Annotated in this window: 22 protein-coding genes and 1 other RNA gene; 17 read left to right on the top strand and 6 right to left on the bottom strand. The window is 62.9% G+C overall.

All coding sequences use genetic code 11. The features are described from left to right. Positions 1–13: 13 nt before the first annotated feature. The 6 genes from F0Q04_RS12820 to F0Q04_RS12795 all read left to right on the top strand — a co-directional run bounded on the left by F0Q04_RS12820 (position 14) and on the right by F0Q04_RS12795 (position 5,300). Positions 14–1,669: a CTP synthase gene (locus F0Q04_RS12820; RefSeq protein WP_116927337.1), complete on the top strand. Its 1,656-nt coding sequence runs from the start codon at positions 14–16 to the stop codon at positions 1,667–1,669. A gap of 111 nt (positions 1,670–1,780) precedes the next feature. Continuing rightward, a complete protein-coding gene (gene kdsA / locus F0Q04_RS12815) occupies positions 1,781–2,638 on the top strand; it encodes a 3-deoxy-8-phosphooctulonate synthase (protein ID WP_021028243.1) in 858 nt (285 codons plus the stop codon). Further along, positions 2,639–2,929, top strand: coding sequence for a DUF1330 domain-containing protein (locus F0Q04_RS12810; protein WP_021028244.1), 291 nt, complete (start codon positions 2,639–2,641; stop codon positions 2,927–2,929). Positions 2,930–3,026: 97 nt separating this feature from the next. Then, positions 3,027–4,313: a phosphopyruvate hydratase gene (gene eno, locus F0Q04_RS12805; protein WP_021028245.1), complete on the top strand. Its 1,287-nt coding sequence runs from the start codon at positions 3,027–3,029 to the stop codon at positions 4,311–4,313. A gap of 60 nt (positions 4,314–4,373) precedes the next feature. Next, entirely contained in the window at positions 4,374–4,652 is a 279-nt protein-coding gene (locus F0Q04_RS12800; RefSeq protein WP_021028246.1) for an FtsB family cell division protein, read from the top strand. 111 nt (positions 4,653–4,763) lie between these two features. Beyond that, positions 4,764–5,300, top strand: a complete 537-nt coding sequence (locus tag F0Q04_RS12795) for a hypothetical protein (RefSeq protein WP_133248207.1) — start codon at positions 4,764–4,766, stop codon at positions 5,298–5,300. A 24-nt stretch (positions 5,301–5,324) separates the two neighbouring features. On the opposite strand, the gene F0Q04_RS12790 is transcribed toward F0Q04_RS12795, so the two are convergent. After that, entirely contained in the window at positions 5,325–6,314 is a 990-nt protein-coding gene (locus tag F0Q04_RS12790) for an Hsp33 family molecular chaperone HslO (RefSeq protein ID WP_116927339.1), read from the bottom strand. A gap of 68 nt (positions 6,315–6,382) precedes the next feature. After that, positions 6,383–6,910, bottom strand: a complete 528-nt coding sequence (locus tag F0Q04_RS12785; RefSeq protein WP_116927421.1) for a gamma carbonic anhydrase family protein — start codon at positions 6,908–6,910, stop codon at positions 6,383–6,385. Positions 6,911–7,022: 112 nt separating this feature from the next. On the opposite strand from F0Q04_RS12785, the gene F0Q04_RS12780 reads away from it, so the two are divergent. After that, a complete protein-coding gene (locus F0Q04_RS12780; RefSeq protein WP_116927340.1) occupies positions 7,023–7,829 on the top strand; it encodes a ferritin-like domain-containing protein in 807 nt (268 codons plus the stop codon). A 232-nt stretch (positions 7,830–8,061) separates the two neighbouring features. Further along, positions 8,062–9,183 (top strand): EAL domain-containing protein, encoded by a 1,122-nt coding sequence (locus F0Q04_RS12775; RefSeq protein ID WP_182341064.1) that lies wholly within the window; start codon positions 8,062–8,064, stop codon positions 9,181–9,183. 98 nt (positions 9,184–9,281) lie between these two features. Here F0Q04_RS12775 and F0Q04_RS12770 read toward each other — a convergent pair whose 3' ends face one another. The 4 genes from F0Q04_RS12770 to dnaX form a co-directional block, all read right to left on the bottom strand. Then, positions 9,282–10,595: an MFS transporter gene (locus tag F0Q04_RS12770; RefSeq protein ID WP_182341061.1), complete on the bottom strand. Its 1,314-nt coding sequence runs from the start codon at positions 10,593–10,595 to the stop codon at positions 9,282–9,284. 366 nt (positions 10,596–10,961) lie between these two features. After that, positions 10,962–11,552, bottom strand: coding sequence for a recombination mediator RecR (gene recR, locus F0Q04_RS12765; RefSeq protein ID WP_116927343.1), 591 nt, complete (start codon positions 11,550–11,552; stop codon positions 10,962–10,964). Between the two features lie 105 nt (positions 11,553–11,657). After that, a complete protein-coding gene (locus F0Q04_RS12760) occupies positions 11,658–11,990 on the bottom strand; it encodes a YbaB/EbfC family nucleoid-associated protein (protein WP_021028254.1) in 333 nt (110 codons plus the stop codon). 64 nt (positions 11,991–12,054) lie between these two features. Further along, positions 12,055–14,316, bottom strand: coding sequence for a DNA polymerase III subunit gamma/tau (gene dnaX, locus F0Q04_RS12755; protein ID WP_182341058.1), 2,262 nt, complete (start codon positions 14,314–14,316; stop codon positions 12,055–12,057). Between the two features lie 155 nt (positions 14,317–14,471). On the opposite strand from dnaX, the gene ffs reads away from it, so the two are divergent. The 9 genes from ffs (at position 14,472) to mnhG (ending at position 22,811) form a co-directional block, all read left to right on the top strand. Further along, positions 14,472–14,567: signal recognition particle sRNA small type (gene ffs / locus F0Q04_RS12750), an RNA gene on the top strand. Positions 14,568–14,665: 98 nt separating this feature from the next. Then, positions 14,666–14,977, top strand: coding sequence for a LapA family protein (locus F0Q04_RS12745; protein WP_116927345.1), 312 nt, complete (start codon positions 14,666–14,668; stop codon positions 14,975–14,977). Continuing rightward, positions 14,967–16,133, top strand: coding sequence for a lipopolysaccharide assembly protein LapB (gene lapB / locus F0Q04_RS12740; protein ID WP_182341054.1), 1,167 nt, complete (start codon positions 14,967–14,969; stop codon positions 16,131–16,133). Before F0Q04_RS12745 ends, lapB begins: the two co-directional genes overlap by 11 nt. A gap of 469 nt (positions 16,134–16,602) precedes the next feature. Further along, on the top strand, positions 16,603–19,527 hold the full coding sequence (locus tag F0Q04_RS12735) for a monovalent cation/H+ antiporter subunit A (protein WP_116927347.1): 2,925 nt from the start codon (positions 16,603–16,605) through the stop codon (positions 19,525–19,527). 12 nt (positions 19,528–19,539) lie between these two features. Further along, positions 19,540–19,905 carry a Na+/H+ antiporter subunit C gene (locus F0Q04_RS12730; protein WP_021028259.1) on the top strand — a complete coding sequence of 122 codons (366 nt, stop codon included), beginning with the start codon at positions 19,540–19,542 and terminating at the stop codon, positions 19,903–19,905. Beyond that, positions 19,905–21,677 (top strand): monovalent cation/H+ antiporter subunit D, encoded by a 1,773-nt coding sequence (locus F0Q04_RS12725; RefSeq protein ID WP_116927348.1) that lies wholly within the window; start codon positions 19,905–19,907, stop codon positions 21,675–21,677. The genes F0Q04_RS12730 and F0Q04_RS12725 overlap by 1 nt, the downstream gene beginning before the upstream one ends. Further along, entirely contained in the window at positions 21,674–22,162 is a 489-nt protein-coding gene (locus F0Q04_RS12720) for a Na+/H+ antiporter subunit E (RefSeq protein WP_116927349.1), read from the top strand. The genes F0Q04_RS12725 and F0Q04_RS12720 overlap by 4 nt, the downstream gene beginning before the upstream one ends. Then, complete coding sequence (locus F0Q04_RS12715; RefSeq protein WP_021028262.1) at positions 22,159–22,437, top strand: K+/H+ antiporter subunit F; 279 nt, start codon at positions 22,159–22,161, stop codon at positions 22,435–22,437. The genes F0Q04_RS12720 and F0Q04_RS12715 overlap by 4 nt, the downstream gene beginning before the upstream one ends. Further along, on the top strand, positions 22,434–22,811 hold the full coding sequence (gene mnhG / locus F0Q04_RS12710; RefSeq protein WP_116927350.1) for a monovalent cation/H(+) antiporter subunit G: 378 nt from the start codon (positions 22,434–22,436) through the stop codon (positions 22,809–22,811). The genes F0Q04_RS12715 and mnhG overlap by 4 nt, the downstream gene beginning before the upstream one ends. Positions 22,812–22,936 lie beyond the last annotated feature (125 nt).

Here is a 22,936-nt window from a genome sequence, read left to right as displayed (position 1 = left end):
CTCCCTAAAAGACATGACCAAATTTGTCTTCGTTACTGGCGGTGTGGTGTCTTCCCTGGGCAAGGGAATCGCCTCAGCCTCCCTTGCAGCGATTTTGGAATCGCGCGGACTCAAAGTCACCCTGATCAAGTTGGATCCATACATCAACGTGGATCCAGGCACCATGTCTCCCTTCCAGCACGGCGAAGTGTTTGTGACGGACGATGGCGCCGAGACCGACTTGGACCTGGGCCACTATGAGCGTTTCATCGAAACGCGCATGCGCCAGACGAACAACTTCACGACCGGCCGCATCTACCAAAGCGTTCTAGAAAAGGAGCGCCGTGGTGATTACCTGGGCAAGACCGTGCAGGTCATCCCGCACATCACCAACGAGATCCAGGAATACGTCAAGCGCGGCGCCGGCATCGGCACCGACCACGCTGTCGATGTCGCCATCTGCGAGATCGGCGGCACGGTCGGCGATATCGAGTCGCTGCCCTTCCTGGAAGCGGTGCGCCAGCTGTCGCTCAAGCTCGGCCCCAACAACTCGGCCTTTGTGCACCTGACCTACCTGCCCTACATTGCAGCGGCCGGCGAGCTCAAGACCAAGCCTACCCAGCACACGGTGCAAAAGCTGCGCGAAATCGGTATTCAGCCCGATGCGCTGCTGTGCCGCGCCCAGCATGCGGTGCCTGAGGAAGAGCGTGACAAGATCTCCTTGTTCACCAACGTCCAGTCCTGGGGCGTCATCAGCATGTGGGATGTGGACACCATCTACAAGGTGCCCCGCATGCTGCACGAGCAGGGCCTCGATGGCCTCATCTGCGACAAGCTGCGCCTGAACACGCCGCCGGCCAACCTCAAGCGCTGGGATGACCTGGTCTATGAGACCGAGCACCCCAAGGGTGAAGTGGCCATCGCGATGGTCGGCAAGTATGTCGAGCTGTCGGATGCCTACAAGTCCGTCAACGAAGCGCTCAAGCACGCCGGCATGCAAAACCATGTGCGCGTCAAGATCACGCACGTGGATTCGGAAACCATCCATGACAGCGATGCAGCCGAGCTGCTCAAGAGCTATGACGGCATTTTGGTGCCCGGCGGCTTTGGCTCGCGCGGTGTCGAAGGCAAGATCTCCACGGCCAAGTTTGCCCGTGAAGGCAAGGTGCCCTACCTGGGCATCTGCCTGGGCATGCAGGTGGCCACCATCGAATACGCCCGCCATGTGGCGGGCCTGGACAACGCCAACTCCACCGAGTTTGACCGCCAGACGCCCCACCCCGTGATCGCGCTGATCACCGAGTGGAAGGATGCCGACGGCACCATCAAGACCCGCGACGAGAACTCGGACCTGGGCGGCACGATGCGCCTGGGCGCGCAATCGTCCGATGTGCAAAAGGACTCACTGGCCCACAGCATCTATGGCGATGTGGTGACCGAGCGCCACCGCCACCGCTACGAGGCCAACACCCAGTACCTGGACCAGCTGCGCAGCGCCGGCCTGGTGATCTCGGCGCTGACCCAGCGTGAGCATCTGACCGAGATTGTCGAGCTGCCCAAGGCGGTGCACCCCTGGTTCATCGGTGTGCAGTTCCACCCCGAGTTCAAGTCCACCCCCTGGGCCGGCCATCCGCTGTTCAATGCCTTCATCAAGGCGGCAGTCGATCGCAAGAAGCAGGCAGCCAAGTAAAATTGCGGCCACGCTGCGGCACACACAGAAGCCATGACAAACAAAGCATCCACCAACGCTGCGTTTTTCATGGCGTCTTTGCTCTCACCCCATCCTTAAGGAACACCGTCCATGCAATTGTGCGGATTTGATATCGGGCTTGATAAACCGTTTTTCCTGATCGCCGGCCCCTGCGTGGTCGAGTCCGAGCAGCTGCAGATGGATGTGGCCGGACAGCTCAAGGAAATGACGTCCAGCCTGGGCATCCCCTTTATCTTCAAGAGCAGCTTTGACAAGGCCAACCGCAGCTCGGGCACGAGCTTTCGCGGCCCCGGCATGGAAAAGGGCCTGGAGATTCTGGCCAAGGTGAAAAAAGAGCTGAATGTGCCCATCCTCACCGATGTGCACACCGAAGCCGAAGTGCCCTATGTGGCCAGCATCGTCGATGTGCTGCAGACCCCGGCCTTCCTGTGCCGCCAGACTGACTTCATCCGTGCGGTCGCCCAATCGGGCAAGCCGGTCAATATCAAGAAGGGCCAGTTTCTGGCGCCCCATGACATGAAGAATGTCATCGACAAGGCCCGCGCTGCCGCCAAGGAAGTGGGCCTGCCCGAAGACAGCTTCATGGCCTGCGAACGCGGCGCCAGCTTTGGCTACAACAACCTGGTGAGCGACATGCGCTCGCTGGCCATCATGCGCGAAACCAACGCGCCCGTGGTGTTCGACGCCACGCACAGCGTGCAGTTGCCCGGCGGCAATGGCACGTCGAGTGGCGGCATGCGCGAAATGGTGCCCGTGCTGGCCCGTGCAGCGATTGCCGTGGGCGTCGCTGGCGTGTTCATGGAAACCCATCCCGACCCCTGCAACGCCCTGAGCGACGGCCCCAACGCCGTGCCGCTCAAGCACATGAAGGCCTTGCTCGAAACCATGGTGGCGCTGGACAGCATCACCAAGAAGAACGGTTTTCTGGAAAACAATTTTGGAGCTTAAATGCCAAGCGCATACATCATTGCATCGGTCACCGTCACCAACCCCGAGCAGTACGAGGAGTACCGCAAGTACAGCACCATCGCCATGCAAACCTATGGCGCCGAGGTCTGCGTGCGCGGCGGCAAGGTCGAGGTGATCGAGGGCGACTGGAACCCCGGCCGCACCGTGATCCTGAAGTTCAAGGACAGCGAGCAAGCCCGCCGTTTCTATGATTCGCCCGAATACAGCAAGGCGCGCGAAGCGCGTGCCGGCGCCGCCATCATGCGCATGGTGCTGGTCGAAGGCGTTTGAACGTCCATCCCGCATCCCCTCCCCTTGATTCCGTGCAGTTGCAGTCCACCCGTTTGCAGCGCACCAACCCTTTTCTCAATCTCTGAAAGGCTCTAAAGTGAGTGCAATTGTTGATATTGTTGGCCGCGAAATTCTGGATTCGCGTGGCAACCCCACCGTGGAATGTGATGTACTGCTGGAATCGGGTGTGATGGGCCGCGCGGCCGTCCCATCGGGCGCCTCCACCGGTTCGCGTGAAGCCATCGAGCTGCGCGACGGCGACAAGAGCCGCTACCTGGGCAAGGGCGTGCTCAAGGCCGTCGAGCACATCAATACCGAAATCTCCGAAGCCATCCTGGGCCTGGACGCCGCCGAACAGGCCTTCCTGGACAAGACCCTGATCGATCTTGACAACACCGACAACAAGAGCCGCCTGGGCGCCAATGCCATGCTGGCCGTGTCGATGGCCGTGGCCCGCGCTGCTGCCGAAGAAGCCGGTCTGCCGCTGTACCGCTACTTTGGCGGCATGGGTGGTGTGCAGCTGCCCGTGCCGATGATGAACGTGATCAACGGTGGCGCGCACGCCAACAACTCGCTGGACCTGCAAGAGTTCATGATCGTGCCCGTGGGCGCGCCGAGCTTTCGCGAAGCGCTGCGCTGGGGTGCTGAAGTGTTCCACGCGCTGAAGAAGATCATCGACAGCCGTGGCATGCCCACCGCCGTGGGTGACGAAGGTGGTTTTGCGCCATCGGTCGAGAACCATGAAGCCGCCATCCAGCTGATCCTCGAAGCCATCGACCAGGCCGGCTACACCGCTGGCGAGCAGATCGCTCTGGCGCTGGACTGCGCTGCCTCCGAGTTCTACAAGGACGGCAAGTACGTGCTCGAAGGCGAAGGCGGCATCAGCCTGACGGCCGAGCAATGGACCGACATGCTGGCCGCCTGGTGCGACAAGTACCCCATCATCTCCATCGAAGACGGCATGCACGAAGGCGACTGGGATGGCTGGAAGGTGCTGACCGAGCGCCTGGGCAAGAAGGTGCAACTGGTGGGTGACGACCTGTTCGTGACCAACACCAAGATCCTCAAGGAAGGCATCGACAAGGGCATCGCCAACTCGATCCTGATCAAGATCAACCAGATCGGTACCTTGAGCGAAACCTTTGCCGCTATCGAGATGGCCAAGCGCGCCGGCTACACCGCCGTGATCTCGCACCGCTCGGGCGAGACCGAAGACAGCACCATCGCCGATATCGCCGTGGGCTTGAACGCGGGCCAGATCAAGACCGGGTCGCTCAGCCGCTCGGACCGCATGGCCAAGTACAACCAGTTGCTGCGCATTGAAGAAGACCTGGGCGAAGTGGCCGTGTACCCCGGCCGCGCCGCCTTCTACAATCTGCGCTAAGCCTGCTGCGGGGCATGGCCTCAGGCCCTGCCCCGCCAGCCCTTTCGAGCCCTGTTTGCCATGATCTCTCGCATTGTTCCCTTTGTGCTGCTGGCCATTTTGGTCAGCATCCATGCCCAGCTCTGGAGTGGGCGCGGCAGCGTGCCCTATGTCAAGGACATGAAGCAGCAAATCGCCACGCAGAAAACAGAGAACGAAGCGGCCACGCGTGAGAACGTGCGCCTGGAGACCGAGGTCAACGACCTCAAGCAGGGCATGGACATGGTCGAAGGCAAGGCCCGCAATGAGCTGGGCATGGTCAAGCCCAATGAAGTATTTGTGCAGTACACGCGCAAATAAAGCAGCGCCGCCCCCAGCCCCGACAAGCGCCTCTTTGCAGGCGCTTTTTTGTCGCTGCGCGCTGGCTTTGGCCGTATCATCGCGGCCATGCCTGCGACGCCCAACCCAGCCATGACGCCCAGTACCCAGCGCTCGCCACCGGCGGTCTATCTGGCCTCTGCTGCCTGTGAAGATGCCAAGCGGCTTGCACAGCAGCTGGAGCACTACCTGGCACAGAGCGCTACCGCATCCACGCCCGCCTTGGTGCTCAAGGCATGCAGCTTTACCCAATTGGCAGGTCTGCCAGCGCAGGATGCGCCAGCCATTTTGCTAGACAGGCACGACGCCGTACTGCTGATTGCGCCACCACTGCCGGCCAGCTCAGGCCAGTCCGATCCAGCGCAGACTCTGCTGATGCAGGCACGCCTGCACCTGGTGGGCCAGGGGCAGGCGTTTCAATTGTTATTCAGCCAGGGCCACCGGCTGGAGCAGGAAGCACTTGCAGCGCTGTGCAACTGGTTCCCGCAGGCGCCGGGCCTGCAGGCCTTGCGCATGGCACTGGGCCAGGCCAACCCAGGCGCGCGTGCGCGCTGGAACTGCGAAAAATGCAGCGACCCCGATTGCGAGCTGCGCCTGTTCCAGGGCCTGATCACACCGCAAACCAGCTAAGCGCGACCAGCGGGGCGCCCGGCATCACTGCACCAGGTTGGAGGCCGGCGGGTCATTGCCGCGCTCGGTAAACAGATGCGCCACATCGACAGCGTCAAAGCGGTACTGCTGGCCACAGAATTCGCAGCCCACCTCGATCATGCCCTGCTCTTCCAGAATGCTGTCGGACTCTTCCTGGCCCAGGCTGCGCAGCATATTGCCCACACGCTCGCGGCTGCAGGTGCAGGCAAAGTGCGGGCCGCCTTCGCCGTCTTCAGGCACAAAGCGCAGCAGCTTTTCTTCCCAGAACAGGCGGTGCAGGATGGTCTCGACATCGAGGCTCAGCAGCTCATCGCGGGTCAGGCTGGCAGCCAAGTGGGCAATGCGGTTGTACTCTTCATTGAGGCCGATCTGGTCGACCTCTTCGGTGTTCTGCGCGCCTGCGGCCAGATTGGCCTCGCCCTTGATCGGCATGCGCTGCACGATCAGGCCAGCGGCCACCTTGTCGTTGGCTGCCAGCACCAGCACGGTGTCGAGCTGCTCGGACTGGCGCATGTACTGCTGCAAGATGGCAGCCATGCTCTGGAGCGGCTGGCCATCCACATCGACCAGCGGCACCACGCCCTGGTAGGGCTGCTGACCAGGTTGCCTGTCTTTGGGGTCCAAGGTGATCGCGCAGCGGCCCTTGCCATGCACATTGACCAGGTCGGTCAAGGTCGCATCGGCGGGCAAGTCGCCCACCATCGTGACGGTGGAGCGCACGCTCAGGTTGGTCAGCACCTCGGTGACGGCCAGCTTCACCGGGCCATCACCCGAGATCTGGAACACCAGCGCGCCATTGAATTTGATGTTGGACTGCATCAGCACGCCAGCGGCGGTCATCTCGCCGAGCATCTCCTGCACGGGCAGCGGGTACGGGCCGGTACTGGTATTGACGGCGCGGCGCTGCAAGATCTCTTGCCAGGCATCGGTCAGTCGAACAATGGCTCCCCGCACGGGCAGCCCATCAAACAAAAATTTATGCAGTTCAGACACTGTAATTCTTCCAATTCAATACATGCAGGCCTGCTGCGCCCGGGCTTCGCACCCGGGGCCGCAGCGCCTCAATCCGGCAATTTTCGCAGACCCGATTTGAAACGCCGCGCATTGGCCATATAGCCCTCAGCGCTGCGCCGCAGCCCCTCGATCTGCTCCTGGCTCAACTGGCGTACCACCTTGGCGGGGCTGCCCACAATCAAGCTGCCTTCAGGAAACTCCTTGTTCTCGGTCACCACCGCGCCAGCACCCACGAGGCAATGGCGGCCGATTTTGGCGCCGTTGAGCACAATGGCGCCCATGCCGATCAGCGACGCATCGCCAATCGTGCAGCCATGCAAGATGACGTTATGGCCGATGGTGACGTGCTTGCCGATGTCCAAGGGCTTGCCCTTGTCGGTGTGCAGCACGCTGCCGTCCTGAATATTGCTGCCCTCGCCAATGCGGATCGGGTCATTGTCCCCGCGCAGAATGGCACCAAACCACACACTGCTGTCTGCGGCCATCTCCACGCGGCCGACCACCTGCGCGCTGTCTGCAATCCATGCCGAGGCGGCAACCTGCGGTTGCACACCATCGAGTTCATACTTCGCCATCATGTCTCCATCGGGTTATGGTTACAGGTCAATCCCCTGTGAGTGCTCGCAGGAGCGCGGGCCATGCCTGCCTTGCACGCCTCCATGGGGCGCCAGCCTCATAATTGTAGGGATGGAATTACGTCAATGTGCCTTGCAAGCCCTGTGTGTGGCCGATGCCGAGGAAAAATCCGCGCTCACTCTTGCCATGTATGCGCAAAGAGCCACTATTTCAATAGCACCCGGGGCGCAGCTGCAAGTGCCCGAGGGCATCAGCCTGCCCGGCCACCCGGCCAGACCCGAGCTCAAGGTCCATACCGCCATGGGCCGGCGCTCCCCGGCAACGGCTGAGGGGCGCGCCATCTTGCTGCACGCCATCGCCCACATCGAGTTCAACGCCATCAACCTGGCGCTCGATGCCATCTGGCGCTATGAAGGCATGCCCGAGGCCTTCTACCAGGACTGGCTGCAGGTGGCGGGCGAGGAAGCCAAGCATTTCCGGCTGCTGCGTGCCCACTTGCGCAAATGGGGCCATGACTATGGCGACTACCCCGCGCACCAGGGTCTGTGGACCATGTGCGAGAAAACGGCCGATGACATCGTGGCGCGCATGGCCTTGGTACCCCGCACCCTGGAGGCCCGTGGTTTGGATGCAACTCCCCAGATCCAGGCAAAATTGCAACAAACAGCTGCGCCAGACGCACTGGAGGCGGTCGCCATCCTGGACATCATCCTGCGCGAAGAGGTGGGACATGTGGCGATCGGCAACCACTGGTACCGGTTTCTTTGTGCGCAGCGCGATCTGGACCCAGAGCAGCACTACAGCTGGCTTGTCAGCCACTACGAGGCACCCCGCCCCCGCCCGCCAATCAACCTGCCTGCCCGCCGCCAGGCCGGGTTCAGCCAGAGCGAGTTGGACTGGCTGCAGGGGCAACTGTAACAAACAGACGCTTTTTATACGCCAAAAGCGTGTGCAGTTTGCTACAAAACCAGCAGGTTCACTCTCTCCATAGACGCGTGAAATGCCCGATATGAAGGACAATGCACGTCGATCCCGAGTTAACGAAATGCAGACATTGCTTACACCAGTTGCTGGTGAGGCACCACTGATGCATGCAATGGTTCAGCCGTACATGCAACACACGAGCGCGCCTCCTTCAACACCCCCCTCCATGGCAGCTGCCATGGTGTTCACATCACCCGCACCCCCTATTGCCTGGCAGCCGATCAAAGATGCCAGCGGCGCCGTCACCGGCCACGAGATATTCAACCGCTCCCGCACCGCGTCGTCCCATACGCTGGAATCAGACCTGGCGCTGACGCATGCCGTGCTCTCGCACATCGAGCCCGCCCCCTTATTGGGCGATGGCCTGCTGTTTCTGAACACCACGTTCGAGAGCCTGCGCGGCAGCCATCTGAATCTGCTGCCTGCAAGCCAGGTGGTGCTGGAGATCCCGTCACTGGGCCATGCCGCATCGTCTGAAGCGCTGGCACGCCGCCCCGCGCTGGAGGCCTTGCGTGCCAAAGGTTTTGCGCTCGCGTTCAACCACTCGGTGCTCGATTCGGCCTACGCGCCCTGGCACGACCTGGTCAACTACCTGAAGATCGATTTCTCGGTGCTTTCGGCCGAGCGCGCGGTACTGATGCTGCAGTGGGCGCGCCGCATCTCTGGCGCCACCTTGATCGCCGACAAGATCGAGTCCACTGCGCAGCTGCAACTGGCGCAGGAGAACAAGGCCCATCTGCTGCAAGGCTATGCGGTCAGCCGCCCAGAACCCATACCCGCCCGGGTCGTGCTGCCCAGCACCGCCGATGTCGCGGCACTGGCTCAGGCGCTGAACAACAAGGCCGATACCGCGACCCTGGTCGAGTTGCTGCAGCACCGCCCCGCCCTGCTGTTCAATCTGCTGCGCATGGCACAGTCGCAAAACCTGGAGGCGCGCGCGCCTTACCTGTCCTTGCCCGAGCTGGTCCAGGCCTACCCGGCCGAAGACCTCAAGGCCTGGGAGACCCTGCTGCAGGCCGTGGCGGCCAAGATTCCGCAGCTGCCCCAGATCCAGCACTGCGAAAAGCTCTACCCGCGCCTGAGCGCAGAATTGGCAGCCAAGGCCCAGGCGCAGTGGCCGCAGGTGCCCGCCGGCAACCTGCAGCTGGTGGCCGGCGCCTTGCTGCTTGGCCACATCCTGGGCATGGGCGTCGAGCACACCGCCAGCCAGCTGCTGCCCGGCGCGCTGGCCTCATCAGCGCGCCTGCTGGCCCAGGAGTGGCAGGCGTTGCTGCCCGTGCTGGCCTAAGCCCTATACACCCCACAGAAAAAGCCCGGTGCTGCATCAGCACCGGGCTTTTTTGTCAGCTCGCTGACCAGCAGCGTCATGCCTGCTGGCCGGGGTGATCAGACCATCTCGCCATCCAGGTCGTCGTCATGCGCGCGCTCACGGATAAAGAACGCCGCAATCAGTCCCAAAGTCACGCCAAACATCACATAGAAGGCCGGCGACATCGTCGAGCCCGTGGTCTTGATCAGCCAAGTCACGATGAACTGGGCAAAGCCGCCAAACACCATCACGGCGATGTTGTAGGCCATGGACATGCCCACAGAGCGCACATTCGCAGGGAAGAGCTCAGCCATCACCGTGCTGAAGACGCCAAAGAACACCGACACAAAGAGGCACACAACGACCTGCACGGTCATCAGCTTGGCAATGCTCGGGCCATCGGTCAGCCAGGCGTACAGCGGGTACAGCACCACCAGATAGCCCAGCAGCGAACCAATCATCAAGGGACGGCGGCCCACCCGGTCGGACCAGGCGCCCATGAAGGGCATCAGCACAACCATCAGCGCCGCACCGGCCATCTGCACCATGAAGGTATCGTGCAGCGGCAGCTTCAAGGTGACGGTCGAATAGGTCACCAGATAGGTGAAGGTGATGTAGATGGACACCGTGGCCGTTACCACCAGGCCCATGCCCACCAGGGTTTCACGCGCATGGGTGCGCAGCATCTCCAGCACGCCCACTTGCTTGACCGTGCCCGCCTTTTGCGCGGCCTGCATCTTCACAAAGGTTTCTGGCTCTTCGACATGGCGGCGGATATAGATGGCCACCGGCACAATTAACAGGCCCACCGCGAAGGGAATGCGCCAGGCCCAGGACATCAGCTGCTCCTGGGTGAAGAAGTCGGTGATCAAGGTGCCCACCGCCGCGCCAATCAGCAGTGCCGCCATCTGGCCCGTCATCTGCCAGGAGCCATAAAAGCCCCGTTTGCCCTTGGGCGCCAGCTCGATCAGCAAGGCCGTCGACGTGCCGAATTCGCCCCCTGCGGCAAAACCTTGCAGCAAGCGTGCCAGCACGATGAAGATAGGCGCCCAGATACCCACACCCTGGTAGGTCGGCGCAAAGGTGATCAGTGCAATGGCCACGGCCATGATCCCGGTGACCATCACCATCGCCGCCTTGCGGCCCTTGCGGTCGCCGTACAGGCCCAGCAAGATGCCGCCCACCGGACGCATAAAGAAGCCCACGCCAAACACCGCCGTGGTCATCAGGATGCGGTTGAGGTCATCGCTCGGATCGTTGGGGTTGGAGGGGAAGAACAGCTTGGCCACAATGGGCGTCATGAAGGCAAAGACCAGGAAGTCATACCATTCGAGCGCGTTGCCAATGACAGCGGCCAGAATATTTCGCTTGGATACAGCAGTAGATTGCACGCAAAAATCCTAAAAAACACGAGGCACAGCCGGCAGCAACACGGCTAGATGCAATAAGGAGAACGGAGAATGATCTTTGGAGCGGTGCAGACAGACAGGCGTGCAAGACTGAAAAACGGGCAAATCCAGGAAAACACAGACCGCACCGGGCTTGATTTATGCACGCAATGCATAAATAACCATAAAGATCAGCATTGAATTGTAATCGGTCGCAAGCAGCGCGCCGGGCGCCTCAGCCGGATTTAGCCCAAATGGCGGCGCAGGAAAACCGGTTTTCCCAAGCTGCGGGAGGCCCTGCGCCAAAGACGGTGCAAGCCGCTGAATTGCTGGGAAAAGGCGCTGCCACCCCTCCCAATGACCAAGGCTTTAGCGGCGATCCGCCAATGCGTGGGCAATCGTGCCCAGGTCCACATATTCGAGCTCGCTGCCAATGGGTACCCCACGGGCCAGGCGCGTCAAGCCAATACCCCTGCGCTGCAAAGCCTCGCTGATCACATGGGCAGTGGCCTCCCCTTCGGCGGTGAAATTGGTGGCCAGGATCACCTCCTGCACCACGCCGTCGCTCGCCCGTTGCAGCAATTGCTGCACACCGATATCGCGCGGTCCAATGCCATCGAGCGGTGACAGGCGCCCCATCAGCACGTAGTAATAGCCTTTGTAGGCACCGGTGCGCTCAAGGGCTGCCTGGTCAGCGGGGGTTTCCACCACGCACAGGCGAGCGGCATCGCGCCCCTCATCCAGGCAGGTGTCGCAGATCGTGTTTTCGGTAAAGGTATGGCAGCGCTCGCAGTGCTGCACCCGGCTGCTGGCCTCGTGCAAGGCGCGCGCGAGCAGCTCGGCCCCCTCCCGGTCGTTTTGCAGCAGGTGAAACGCCATGCGCGATGCCGACTTCACCCCCACGCCCGGCAGTCGGCGCAGTGCCTGCACCAGGGCCTCCAGCGTGCCGGTATCAGACATGGCGATGCCTCACCAAGCAGTGCACAGCGCAGACAAGCCTTGGGTTGCGCGTGGCAGCCAAAGGCACAGGGGCGGCAAAAGCGTGCGGCAAAACGAGGCGCGCGCTTAGAACGGGAACTTCATGCCGCCGGGCAGGCCTGGCATGCCAGCGGTGATCTTGCCCATTTTCTCGTTGCTGGTCTCTTCGGCCTTGCGCACCGCGGCGTTGAAGGCGGCAGCCACCAGGTCTTCGAGCATGTCCTTGTCTTCGGACAGCAGGCTGGGGTCAATGGTCACGCGCTTGACGTCGTGCTTGCAGGTCATCAGCACCTTGACGAGACCGGCACCAGACTCACCTTCGACCTCGATGTTGGCCAGGTCGTCCTGGGCCTTCTTGAGGTTGTCCTGCATGGCCTGGGCTTGCTTCATCAAACCTGCGAGTTGTCCTTTGTTGAACATGGAAAATCCTTTTGTATAAAAACCTGCAGCAGACGGGAGGGCCCATCTGCCAGCGAACGCCGCATCATAGAGGCTGAATGCTGCCGGGCACTATTTTCGCGCCAAATTGCTGTATCAAAGACTGGACATAGGGATCCTGGCGCACGGTTTCCTCGGCCGCGCGCTGGCGGGCCTGCACGGCATGGGCCTTGCGCCGCGCCGGGCAGTCGCTCACGGCGCCCACCGACACCTGGATCTTGCCCACCAGACCGGCGGCCACCAGTGCGGTGCGCAGGCGCTCGATCGTGCCGGATTGGGCCAGCGACTCGAGGTCCACCCGCAGCCACCACTCGTCGGCCTCGCGCTTGATGAGCTGCGAGCGCAGCGCCAACTGGCGCGCCACCGCCGTAATGGCTTCGGCCTGCACCAGGGCTGTCACGGTGTCGTTCCAGAAACGCCCCTCTTCGGTGTCCTCGAATTCGGGCGGCACCCGGCCCAGGTTCTCGCCAAAGTTGGCCGCTGGCCGGTCCAGCTCACTGGCTTGCGGCGTTTGCACCGGCAAGGCAATCAGGCTGGCACGGTCAGGTGCCGCTGCAGCGGGCGGCTGCGCAGCAGGCGCCGCATCGGGCAGATCGGCCAGCGCTGCTGGCTCGTCATCCGCATACGCCTCCATCGGTACCTCATCAAAGTACGGCGCTGCGGTCTCGTCCTCGGCATCGCTGTCCGGCTCGGACGGGGCATCGTCGTCATGGGACTGCGGCTGCTCCTCTTCCACCAGCTCCTTCTCGGTCTGGGCGGGGGTCGGCGGGTCGACTGGGACAGGCGCCACAGTGGCAGTGGCGCGTGCGGGAATCAAATCTTCTGCGCTGCGCACAGGCAGCTTGACGGCCTCGACCGTGGGCGTGGCGACGATAGGCTCCGAAGCCGGAGGTGCTGGCTGGGCCACTGGAGCCGCCACAGGTGCCGGTGTGGGCACGGGCGCGGGCACTGAAACAGGTGTAGAAACGGGCGCAGAAATGGCTGCGGATGGCGGAGCAGCAACAACAGGCGCTGCAAGGGCTACGGACGCATCCACCGCAGTGGCGACCTGCGGCGCTGGAGACGCAGCAAGCGGCGGCACCACGCGCGGAGCAACAGCCACGGCAGGCGCGGCAAGGGGGGCAGCAGCCTGCTTGGGCCCAGCAGCCACCGGCGCCGCAGCCCCAGCACTATTCAGAGTTTTTTTTTCAGCCGTGCCCGCAGGCTTGAAGGCCAGCAGTCGCAGCAGCGCCATCGTCAAGGCCGCATATTCATCCGGTGCCAGGCCCAGCTCGCCCCGGCCATGCAGCGCAATGCTGTACAGCAGCTGGGTTTCGTCCGCCGGCATGAACTGGGCCAGGCGCAGCAGCTCCTGCTGCTCGGCGTCGTCCTCAGCGGCAGCGGCCTGGGCCTTGCCCGGCACAGCCTGGAACACGGCCATGCGCTGCAGCTGCACGGCCATGTCTTCCAGGGTAGACGCAGCAGACAAGCCCTGGTGGCGCAGCTGGTTGACGGTATCGACCACCTCGGCGCCATCGCCGCGCGCCAGTGCCTCAATCAGGCGAAACACATGGCTGGAATCGACGGCGCCCAGCATCTGGCGCACGCTGGCCTCTTGCAGCTGGCCGCCACCAAAGGCAATGGCCTGGTCGGTCAGCGACAGCGCATCGCGCATGGAACCCCGGGCTGAGCGCGACAACAGCCGCAAGGCCTGCGGCTCGGCCGCAATCTGCTCTTGCACCAGCACGCGGCCCAGGTGCTCCTGGATCGTCTCTGGCGCCATCGGGCGCAGGTTGAACTGCAGGCAGCGCGACAGCACCGTGACCGGCACTTTTTGCGGGTCGGTCGTCGCCAGCACAAACTTCAGGTACTCGGGCGGCTCTTCCAGGGTCTTCAACATGGCGTTGAAGGCGGTATTGGTGAGCATGTGCACTTCGTCGATCATAAAGACCTTGAAGCGCCCCTGCACCGGCTTGTACACCGCCTGCTCCAGGAGGCCCTGCACTTCATCGACACCACGGTTGGAGGCGGCATCGAGCTCGGTGTAATCGGGGAAACGTCCGCTGTCGATCTCGGTACAGGCTGGGCACACGCCGCAAGGCGCAGCGGTGATGCCGCCATGGCCGTCCGCGCCCGTGCAGTTGAGCGACTTGGCCAGAATGCGCGAGACCGTCGTCTTGCCCACACCCCGGGTTCCCGTGAACAGGTAGGCATGGTGCAAGCGCTGCTGCACCAGCGCATTGGACAGCGCCTGCACCACATGCTCCTGGCCTACCATTTCAGAGAAATTTCGCGGACGGTATTTGCGAGCGAGAACAAGATAAGACATAGCATCGCATTCTACGGTCAGTCACGGCCATGGGCGGCACTGGCTGCGCGCAGCTTGCAATACTTTTGGCCGCTGCGCCCTGGCCGCACAGGCGAACAAGGACTTTTTGGCCAGCTTGGCCAAGGGGCCCCATTCTTTAGGTACAATCGACAGCTGACGGGCCTCCTCGCATGGGGAAGCGGCCAACCGGGTCAGGTGGGGAACCAAGCAGCCCTAACTGTGGATCCAGTGCCGGGGTCAGGCTCGTCACCTTCTTTCGAACAATGCCAGCCTCGTGCTGGCATTTGCTTTTCCAGGCCAGGCGTGGGAATCCACGTAGAATGGCGCCCAAGCCATTCCTGTCACTGCCATGAAATACCTGCTGTGGCTGCTCAAAGCTGTCATCTTCTTCACCCTGTTTGCATTTGCGCTCAATAACCAGCGGGATGTGGTGGTGCACCTGTTCTTTGGCACCCAATGGCAGGCCCCGCTCGTTCTGGTGGTGCTGCTCGCCTTCAGCGCGGGCGTGATTCTCGGCATCATCGGCATGGTGCCGCGCTGGTGGAAGCACCGCAAAGCCGCGCAGCGTGCAGCGGCGGCGCAAGCCATTGCGGGCGAACCCACCCCCTCCACCAACGCCCCTGCGGACGAGACCACCCCGCTGCCACCTCATGGAATTTGACATCTCCTGGATCCTGCTGGGTTTCCCCGCTGCGTTTGTGCTGGGCTGGCTGGCCTCGCGCTTTGACTTGCGCCAGATTCGCCGCGAGAACCGCAGCGCCCCCAAGGCCTACTTCAAGGGGCTGAACTTTCTCCTGAACGAGCAGCAGGACAAGGCCATCGATGCCTTTATCGAGGCCGTGCAGAACGACCCCGATACCGCCGAGCTGCACTTTGCACTGGGCAATCTGTTCCGCCGCCGGGGCGAATACAGCCGTGCGGTACGCGTGCATGAGCACCTGCTCTCACGCGCCGACATCAGCAAGCCCGAGCGCGAGCGCGCCCAGCATGCGCTGGCCCTGGATTTCATGAAGGCCGGGCTGCTGGACCGCGCCGAAGATGCGCTGGCCCGGCTGGAGAACACCCCTTACGAGAACGAGGCCCGTCTCTCGCGCCTGGCGATCTACGAGCGCGCCCACGACTGGCCGCAAGCCGTGCAGATTGCGCGCCTGATGCACAGCCATAACCAGGGCGACTACAGCGTGCGCATTGCCCACTACCTGTGTGAGCAGGCGCTGGGCCAACTCGCCCATGGCCAGCTCGACGCCGCGCAGGACTTGCTGCAGCAAGCCCAGTCCGAGGCGCCGCATGCACCGCGCCCCCGGATCGAGCTGGCCCATCTGCAGCACAAGAGCGGCCATCCCGCGCTGGCACTGGGATCGCTGATGGAGCTGGCCGCGGTGTCGCCCTCCTCGGTGCCCCTGGTCGCGCCGCTGATGCTGGAGCTGGTCAAGGCCGACGAGCGCAAGCCCCAGGTACGTGCGCTGCTGGAGGCCAACTACCACAGCGCGCCATCGCTGGATGTGATGCAAAGCCTGGTGCAGCTGGACGAATTTGCCGGCGTGGAGCAAGCCGAGGGACCGGTCGGGCGCGACTGGTACATCGAGCACCTGCGCCACGAGCCCTCACTGGTTGCGGCCGGCCGCTGGCTCGCCCAGGAATCGCTCAGCCACGAAGAGCACCACCCCGCCATTCAGCGCGCGCTGGACAATGCCGCAAAACCGCTGACCCGCTACCGCTGCGCCGCCTGCGGCTTTGAGGCGCGCCAGCATTTCTGGCAATGCCCCGGCTGCCAGTCCTGGGACAGCTACCCGCCGCGCCGGGTGGAAGAGCAATAAGAACCTCGCTCTCCCAGGAGAGGTAGGACTTCCCAGTCGCTTCTGCTAGGATGCGCAAACGCCCTGCTCTGGGCGCAGGAGCCCTGATATGCCACGGCACCGGACCCTACGCACCCCAGCCTCGCCCGCACAGCCCTGCTGCCATGCGCCAGCAGCGGTACCGCGCGCGCCCCCGCCCCGCGCACTACAACTCCTGGACTCAGCGGACCTGCGGCGCAACCATCTCCTCCCCCTGTCCCAGCCCCCTGCCGCAACGCTGCAGTGTTGCCCTATGGGCAAGTGGCCGGCTATTCATGCAAAGCATGCATGGGCGCATGTTCAAAACAGGCATCAAGAAACCACCTTTGCTCGCGCATTTGCAGTCACTAACATAGGGTATTGACTATCGATAAGCCATGACCAATATCCTGAACTTGCTCGGGTTTTAGTAGCAGCTGGGATCGGGCCAGCTTGTAGAATTTACAAAGAAATGGCACTTTCCTACCTGATCCTCCTCCCCTTCATCGGCAGCGCAATTGCAGCGCTGCTGCCTGCCAACGCGCGTAACACCGAGTCCACGCTGGCAGGGGCCATTGCGGTGTTCTGCGTGGTTCAAGTTGCCATGCTTTTCCCGGAAACGCAGAACAACGGCGTGGTGCACCACAATGTGGCCTGGCTGGGCCAGCTCGGGCTGGATCTGCACTTCCGCATGGATGGATTTGCCTGGTTGTTCTCCATCCTGGTGCTGGGCATCGGCAGCTTGGTGGTGCTGTATGCGCGCTACTACATGTCGCAAGCCGATCCGGTGCCACGCTTTTTCTCGTTCTTCCTGGCCTTCATGGGCTCGATGATGGGCGTGGTGCTCTCGGGCAACCTGATCCAGCTGGTGTTCTTCTGGGAACTGACCAGCCTCTTCTCCTTTTTGCTGATCGGCTACTGGCACCACCGCAAGGACGCACGCATGGGCGCGCGCATGGCGCTCACCGTGACCGGCACCGGGGGCCTGTGCCTCTTGGGCGGTGTGCTGCTGCTGGGCCACATCGTGGGCAGCTATGAGCTCGACAATGTGCTGGCCGCCGGTGACCAGATCCGCAACCATGAGCTCTACCGCGTCACCCTGGTGCTGATCTTGCTCGGCGCGCTCACCAAGAGCGCGCAGTTCCCCTTCCATTTCTGGCTGCCGCGCGCAATGGCGGCGCCCACCCCGGTCTCGGCCTATCTGCACTCGGCCACCATGGTCAAGGCCGGTGTCTTTTTGCTCGCCCGCCTCTGGCCTGCGCTGAGCGGCACCGAGGAATGGTTCTGGCTCGTTGGTGGCGCCGGCGCCATCACCTTGCTGCTGGGCGGCTATATCGCCATGTTCCAGCATGACATGAAGGCGCTGCTGGCGTATTCCACCCTGTCGCACCTGGGCTTGATCACCTTGCTGCTGGGCCTCAACAGCCCGCTGGCCGCCGTTGCTGCCGTCTTCCACATCATGAACCACGCGACCTTCAAGGCCTCGCTGTTCATGGCCGCCGGCATTGTCGACCACGAGTCAGGCACACGCGATATCCGCCGCCTCTCCGGCCTGCAAAAGATGATGCCGATCACCGGCACCTTGGCGATGGTGGCCAGTGCAGCGATGGCCGGCGTGCCGCTGCTCAACGGCTTTTTGTCCAAGGAAATGTTTTTTGCCGAGACGGTGTACATCAACACCACACCGTTTCTGACCACCGCCTTGCCGGTGGCCGCTACCTTGGCGGGCATTTTCAGCGTCGCCTATTCGCTGCGCTTCACGGTCGATGTGTTTTTTGGCCCACCGGCCACCGACCTGCCGCACGAGCCCCATGAGCCACCGCACTGGATGCGCGTGCCGGTCGAGCTGCTGGTACTGATCTGCCTGCTGGTGGGGATCTTCCCGGCCTGGGCGGTGGGCAGCTACCTGGATGCTGCCGCCTCGCCCGTGGTGGGCGGCAACTTGCCAGAGTTCAGTCTGGCGCTGTGGCACGGCATCAATGCACCGCTGGTGATGAGCATCATCGCGATGCTGGCGGGCATCTTGCTGTATTTGCTGCTGCGCCTCTTGCGTGCCAAGCAATACCTCGATGATGCGCCGCTGGTTGGCCGCGTCAATGGCCAATGGGTGTTCCAGGCGGTGATGGCGATCATCACCAATGGCGCGCGTCATATGCGCCGCTGGCTGGGCACGCGCCGCTGGCAGTGGCAGGCACTGTGGCTGGTGCTGGCGGCCTTGTTGACCGCCACCTTGCCGCTGCTGATCCACGGCCTGCAGCTGGGCAACCGGGGCCTGCAGCCGCTGTCGCCCGCCTTTGGCATTCTCTGGCTCATCGGTATCAGCTGCTCGCTGGCAGCGGCCTTCCTGGTCAAGTACCACCGCCTGGCGGCCCTGGTCACCTTGGGCGGCGCGGGCCTGGCCACCTGCATTACCTTCCTGTGGTTCTCCGCACCCGATCTGGCCTTGACCCAGCTGGTCGTCGAAGTGGTCACCACGGTGCTGCTGCTGCTGGGCCTGCGCTGGCTCCCCAAGCGCGACAAGAAGCTCAAGAAAGTCTCCCAGCATGGTGCACTGGTCACGTTGCGCCGCTGGCGTGACCTGGCCATTGCGCTGCTCGCCGGCGGAGGCATGGCCTGGCTGTCGTTTGCGATGATGAGCCGGCCTTTCCCGGAGAGCACTTCTACCTTCTTCCTGGAGCGCGCCCTGCCCGAGGGCGGCGGCACCAACGTGGTCAACGTCATGCTGGTCGACTTCCGTGGCTTTGATACCTTTGGCGAGATCGTCGTGCTGGGCATTGTGGCGCTCACCGTCTATGCCCTGCTGCGGCGCTTCCGCCCCGCACCAGAGGCCATGGATGTGCCCGAGCAGCAGCGCTTCTTGCCGGCTGACTTGCAGACCGACCTGCTCAACCCGCGCAGTGCCACCGATACCGCCGTGGGCTACCTGATGGTGCCCGCCGTGCTGGTGCGCCTCTTGCTGCCGTTTGCCGCGATTGTGGCGATGTACCTGTTCATGCGTGGTCACAACGAGCCCGGTGGCGGCTTTGTGGCCGGCCTGACCCTGGCCATCGGCCTGCTGCTGCAGTACATCATCTCCGGCACGCACTGGGTGGAGTCGCATCTGCCGATCTACCCGCGCCGCTGGATTGCCGCCGGCCTGCTGTTTGCGCTGGGCACCGGTGTGGGCAGCTGGTACTTTGGCTACCCGTTCCTGACCAGCCACACTGCGCATCTGACCTTGCCCGTGGTGGGCGAGATCCATATCGCCAGCGCGCTGTTCTTCGATATTGGGGTGTTCTCGCTGGTCGTGGGCTCGACCATGCTGATGCTCACCAGCATTGCCCACCAATCCGTCCGGGGATTCCGCTTCCACGAGCGCCAGCAAGGCGAGCGCAGCGACTCTGCTTCTCAACCCTAAGGACAATACCGAATGGAAATCGTACTGGCCATTGCCATTGGCGTATTGACCGGCTCCGGCGTCTGGCTGTTGCTGCGCCCACGGACGTTTCAGATCATCATGGGTCTGCTCTTGCTGTCGTATGCGGTCAATTTGTTTATCTTCAGCATGGGCCGCGTGGGCCTGGCGATCGACCGCGAGCCGATACTGCAGCCCGGTGTGCCCACCGACCTGATGCATTACGCCGACCCCATGCCGCAGGCCCTGGTGCTGACGGCCATCGTTATCGGTTTTGCGATGACCGCCCTCTTTTTGGTGGTGCTGCTCGCCTCGCGCGGCATGACGGGCACTGACCACGTGGACGGATCCCTTTCCAACGATGTGCAGGAGGCGCCTTGATGTCGCTGATGACGCTGACTGAGCGCCTGATGCCGCACCTGCTGCTGGCACCGATTTTGCTGCCCATGCTGACGGCAGCGCTGATGCTGACGCTGGGCGAGAAGTACCAACGCACCAAACTGCTGATGAACATCAGCTCCTGCCTGATCGGCCTGGTCATCGCCATGGCCCTGGTCAAGTGGAGCAACCAGGATGGCATGGCCACCTCGATGAGCGTTTACCTGTCGGGCAACTGGGCCGCGCCATTTGGCATTGTGCTGGTGCTCGACCGGCTCTCGGCCCTGATGCTGCTGACCACCAGCGTGGTCGCGCTGTGTGCCGTGGTGTATTCCGGCGCGCGCTGGCACCGGGTGGGTGTGCATTTTCACCCGCTGTTCCAGTTCCAGATGATGGGCCTGGCCGGTGCCTTCCTGACCGGTGATCTGTTCAACCTCTTCGTGTTCTTCGAGATCATGCTGGCCGCCTCCTACGGTTTGCTGCTGCACGGCTCGGGCAAATCCCGGGTGCAGCATGGCCTGCACTACATCGCCATCAACCTGGCAGCATCCTCGCTCTTTTTGATCGGCGTGTCGATGCTCTACGGCATCACCGGCACCTTGAACATGGCCGATCTGGCGCGCATCATCCCCAGCGTCAGCAGCGCTGACCGGGGCTTGCTGCACACCGCAGCCGGTATCTTGGCCACGGCCTTTTTGATCAAGGCGGCAGTCTGGCCGCTGAACTTCTGGCTGGTGCCCGCCTATGGCTCGGCCACCGCGCCGGTGGGCGCCATTTTTGCGCTGATGACCAAGGTGGGCATCTATACGATTGTGCGGCTGTGGACCTTGATGTTCAGCAGCGAGGCCGGGCCTTCGGCCCATTTTGGCAGCGCTTGGCTGATCCTGGGCGGGCTGGCCACGATGCTGTACGCGGCGATCTCGATCCTGGGTACGCAGCGCCTGGGCTATGTGGCGGGCTATGCGGCCATATTATCGGCAGGCACCTTGCTCGCCGCTGCTGGCTTTGGCCAGAACCTGATGACCAGCGCCTTGCTCTACTACATGCCCAGCTCCACCTTGGCCGTAGCGGCCCTGTTCCTGGTCACTGACCTGATCGAGCGATGGCGCACCACCGATGGCGCCAGTGTGCGCTTTGAGGATGAGGAGGCGCCGTTTTTGACCGCAGAGCTGCTGCCACGCGAGGGCCTCAACCTCGACGAGGACGAGGAAGTGCTGATTGGCCGGGCCATTCCGGCGGCGATGGCCTTCCTGGGCCTGTCGTTCATGGTCTGCACCCTGGTGATTTCCGGCCTTCCCCCGCTGTCGGGCTTTATCGGCAAATTCGCGATGCTCTCGGCGCTGCTCAATCCGCTGGGCCTGGGCTCGTCGGCGGGCACGCAGATCGGCTGGCTGGGCTGGCTGTTCATGGCCATTTTGATCGCCACGGGCCTGATGGCCTTGACGGCCCTGGTGCGCATCGGCATTCGCGAGTTCTGGTCCAGCATCAGCCGCAGCACGCCCGAGCTCAAGGTGATTGAAGGCCTGCCGCTCGCCATCTTGCTGGGCTGCTGCATTCTGATGGTTACCCATGGCGCCAGTGTGATGCGCTTTACCCAGCGCGCGGCCGACAACCTCCATTCGCCTGGCAACTACATCCGCGCTGTGCTGGAGACCAACCCCAAGCCCTCCCCCACGGCCAAGCCCGTGGTCACGCCCGAGATCCCGACCGTGCTGCCTGAAACTGGCTTTACCGCTGCGCCCGATGCAGCCATCGCCGGAGGTACCGAGCCATGAAGCGCCTTTTCCCTGCGCCCCTGCTGTCCGTGCTGCTGTGCCTGGTGTGGCTGCTGCTCAACCGCAGCATCAGCCCGGGCCAGATCATCCTGGGCGTGCTGTTCGGCTTGCTGATTCCTGTGCTGACCCAAGGCCTGCGTCCCCGCTCGGTCAGCATCAAAAAGCCCTGGACCATCATCCGCCTGGGCTTTCGTGTCGCCGCCGATTCGCTGCAATCCAATCGCGCCGTGCTGCGCCTGCTGCTGATGCCCGGCACCCGCAAAAAGCCGGCTGGCTTTGTGCACGTGCCCCTGCAACTGCGCGATCCCAACGGTCTGGCGGTGCTGGCAATGATCGTCTGCATCACGCCGGGCACCGCCTGGGCCGAGATATCGCGTGACCGTTCCATCCTGCTGTTGCACGTGCTGGAGGCGGATGACCCACAGGGCGTTATCGACCACATCAAGGCCTTCTATGAACGGCCCCTCATGGAGATTTTCGAATGAACAACATTCTTGCCTGGACGATGCCGGCGGCCCTGTTCATCCTGCTGCTGGCCATGCTGTTTGCGATGATCCGGCTGCTCAAGGGCCCGCAGGCCCAGGACCGTGTGCTGGCCCTGGACTGCATGTACCTGATCGGCATGCTCGCGATGCTGGTGCTGGGCATCCACTATGCGTCGGTCAATTACTTTGAGGCCGCCCTGCTCATCGCGCTGTTTGGCTTTGTCAGCTCGACGGCCATGGCCAAGTTCCTCCTGCGCGGGGAGGTGATCGAATGACGGAAATCGACCTGCCCATCTGGGTGCAGATTGTGGTGTCGGTGCTGGTGCTCGCGGGCTGCTTGATCACCTTGATCGGCGCGCTCAGCCTGTTTCGCCTGCCCAGCTACTACGAACGCGTCCACACGCCGTCCATCATCGCCTGCGCCGGCTGCTGGCTGATTGTCTGGAGCTCGGTCCTCTTCTTCAGCCTGCAGTCGCACAAACCCAGCTTTCACACCTTGCTGATCGCTGTGCTGCTGTCCGTGGCCGTACCCATCACCAATATCTTTTTGATGCGTGCGGCGCTGTTCCGCGACCGGCGCATGGGCAAGGATGTGCCGCCTAGCCTGAGCCGCATCGTGTCGGCCAACCCGGAAGGCAACGACGCCTGAAACCGTGATGGCGGTAGGCGGCTAAGGCACCGCCAGGGACGAGGTTCAGGCGGGAATAAGCGCCCGGGGACAGCAGGAACAGCGCGCTTGTTCTATGCTGGTGGATCACCAGCATCCACACCCCA

The sequence above is a fragment of the Comamonas koreensis genome (genome assembly GCF_014076495.1).
Taxonomy (GTDB): Bacteria; Pseudomonadota; Gammaproteobacteria; order Burkholderiales; family Burkholderiaceae_C; genus Comamonas; species Comamonas squillarum.
Note: the sequence above shows the minus strand (reverse complement) of the source record. Positions and strands in the feature narration are given on the sequence as shown.

Bases quoted from the DNA above. Each gene is read 5' to 3' on its own strand.
- F0Q04_RS12820 (WP_116927337.1), top strand. From the start codon at position 14: ATGACCAAATTTGTCTTCGTTACTGGCGGTGTGGTGTCTTCCCTGGGC.
- kdsA (WP_021028243.1), top strand. From the start codon at position 1,781: ATGCAATTGTGCGGATTTGATATCGGGCTTGATAAACCGTTTTTCCTG.
- F0Q04_RS12810 (WP_021028244.1), top strand. From the start codon at position 2,639: ATGCCAAGCGCATACATCATTGCATCGGTCACCGTCACCAACCCCGAG.
- F0Q04_RS12800 (WP_021028246.1), top strand. From the start codon at position 4,374: ATGATCTCTCGCATTGTTCCCTTTGTGCTGCTGGCCATTTTGGTCAGC.
- F0Q04_RS12795 (WP_133248207.1), top strand. From the start codon at position 4,764: ATGACGCCCAGTACCCAGCGCTCGCCACCGGCGGTCTATCTGGCCTCT.
- F0Q04_RS12785 (WP_116927421.1), bottom strand. From the start codon at position 6,910: ATGGCGAAGTATGAACTCGATGGTGTGCAACCGCAGGTTGCCGCCTCG.
- F0Q04_RS12780 (WP_116927340.1), top strand. From the start codon at position 7,023: ATGGAATTACGTCAATGTGCCTTGCAAGCCCTGTGTGTGGCCGATGCC.
- F0Q04_RS12775 (WP_182341064.1), top strand. From the start codon at position 8,062: ATGGCAGCTGCCATGGTGTTCACATCACCCGCACCCCCTATTGCCTGG.
- recR (WP_116927343.1), bottom strand. From the start codon at position 11,552: ATGTCTGATACCGGCACGCTGGAGGCCCTGGTGCAGGCACTGCGCCGA.
- F0Q04_RS12760 (WP_021028254.1), bottom strand. From the start codon at position 11,990: ATGTTCAACAAAGGACAACTCGCAGGTTTGATGAAGCAAGCCCAGGCC.
- dnaX (WP_182341058.1), bottom strand. From the start codon at position 14,316: ATGTCTTATCTTGTTCTCGCTCGCAAATACCGTCCGCGAAATTTCTCT.
- F0Q04_RS12745 (WP_116927345.1), top strand. From the start codon at position 14,666: ATGAAATACCTGCTGTGGCTGCTCAAAGCTGTCATCTTCTTCACCCTG.
- lapB (WP_182341054.1), top strand. From the start codon at position 14,967: ATGGAATTTGACATCTCCTGGATCCTGCTGGGTTTCCCCGCTGCGTTT.
- F0Q04_RS12735 (WP_116927347.1), top strand. From the start codon at position 16,603: ATGGCACTTTCCTACCTGATCCTCCTCCCCTTCATCGGCAGCGCAATT.
- F0Q04_RS12730 (WP_021028259.1), top strand. From the start codon at position 19,540: ATGGAAATCGTACTGGCCATTGCCATTGGCGTATTGACCGGCTCCGGC.
- F0Q04_RS12725 (WP_116927348.1), top strand. From the start codon at position 19,905: ATGTCGCTGATGACGCTGACTGAGCGCCTGATGCCGCACCTGCTGCTG.
- F0Q04_RS12720 (WP_116927349.1), top strand. From the start codon at position 21,674: ATGAAGCGCCTTTTCCCTGCGCCCCTGCTGTCCGTGCTGCTGTGCCTG.
- F0Q04_RS12715 (WP_021028262.1), top strand. From the start codon at position 22,159: ATGAACAACATTCTTGCCTGGACGATGCCGGCGGCCCTGTTCATCCTG.
- mnhG (WP_116927350.1), top strand. From the start codon at position 22,434: ATGACGGAAATCGACCTGCCCATCTGGGTGCAGATTGTGGTGTCGGTG.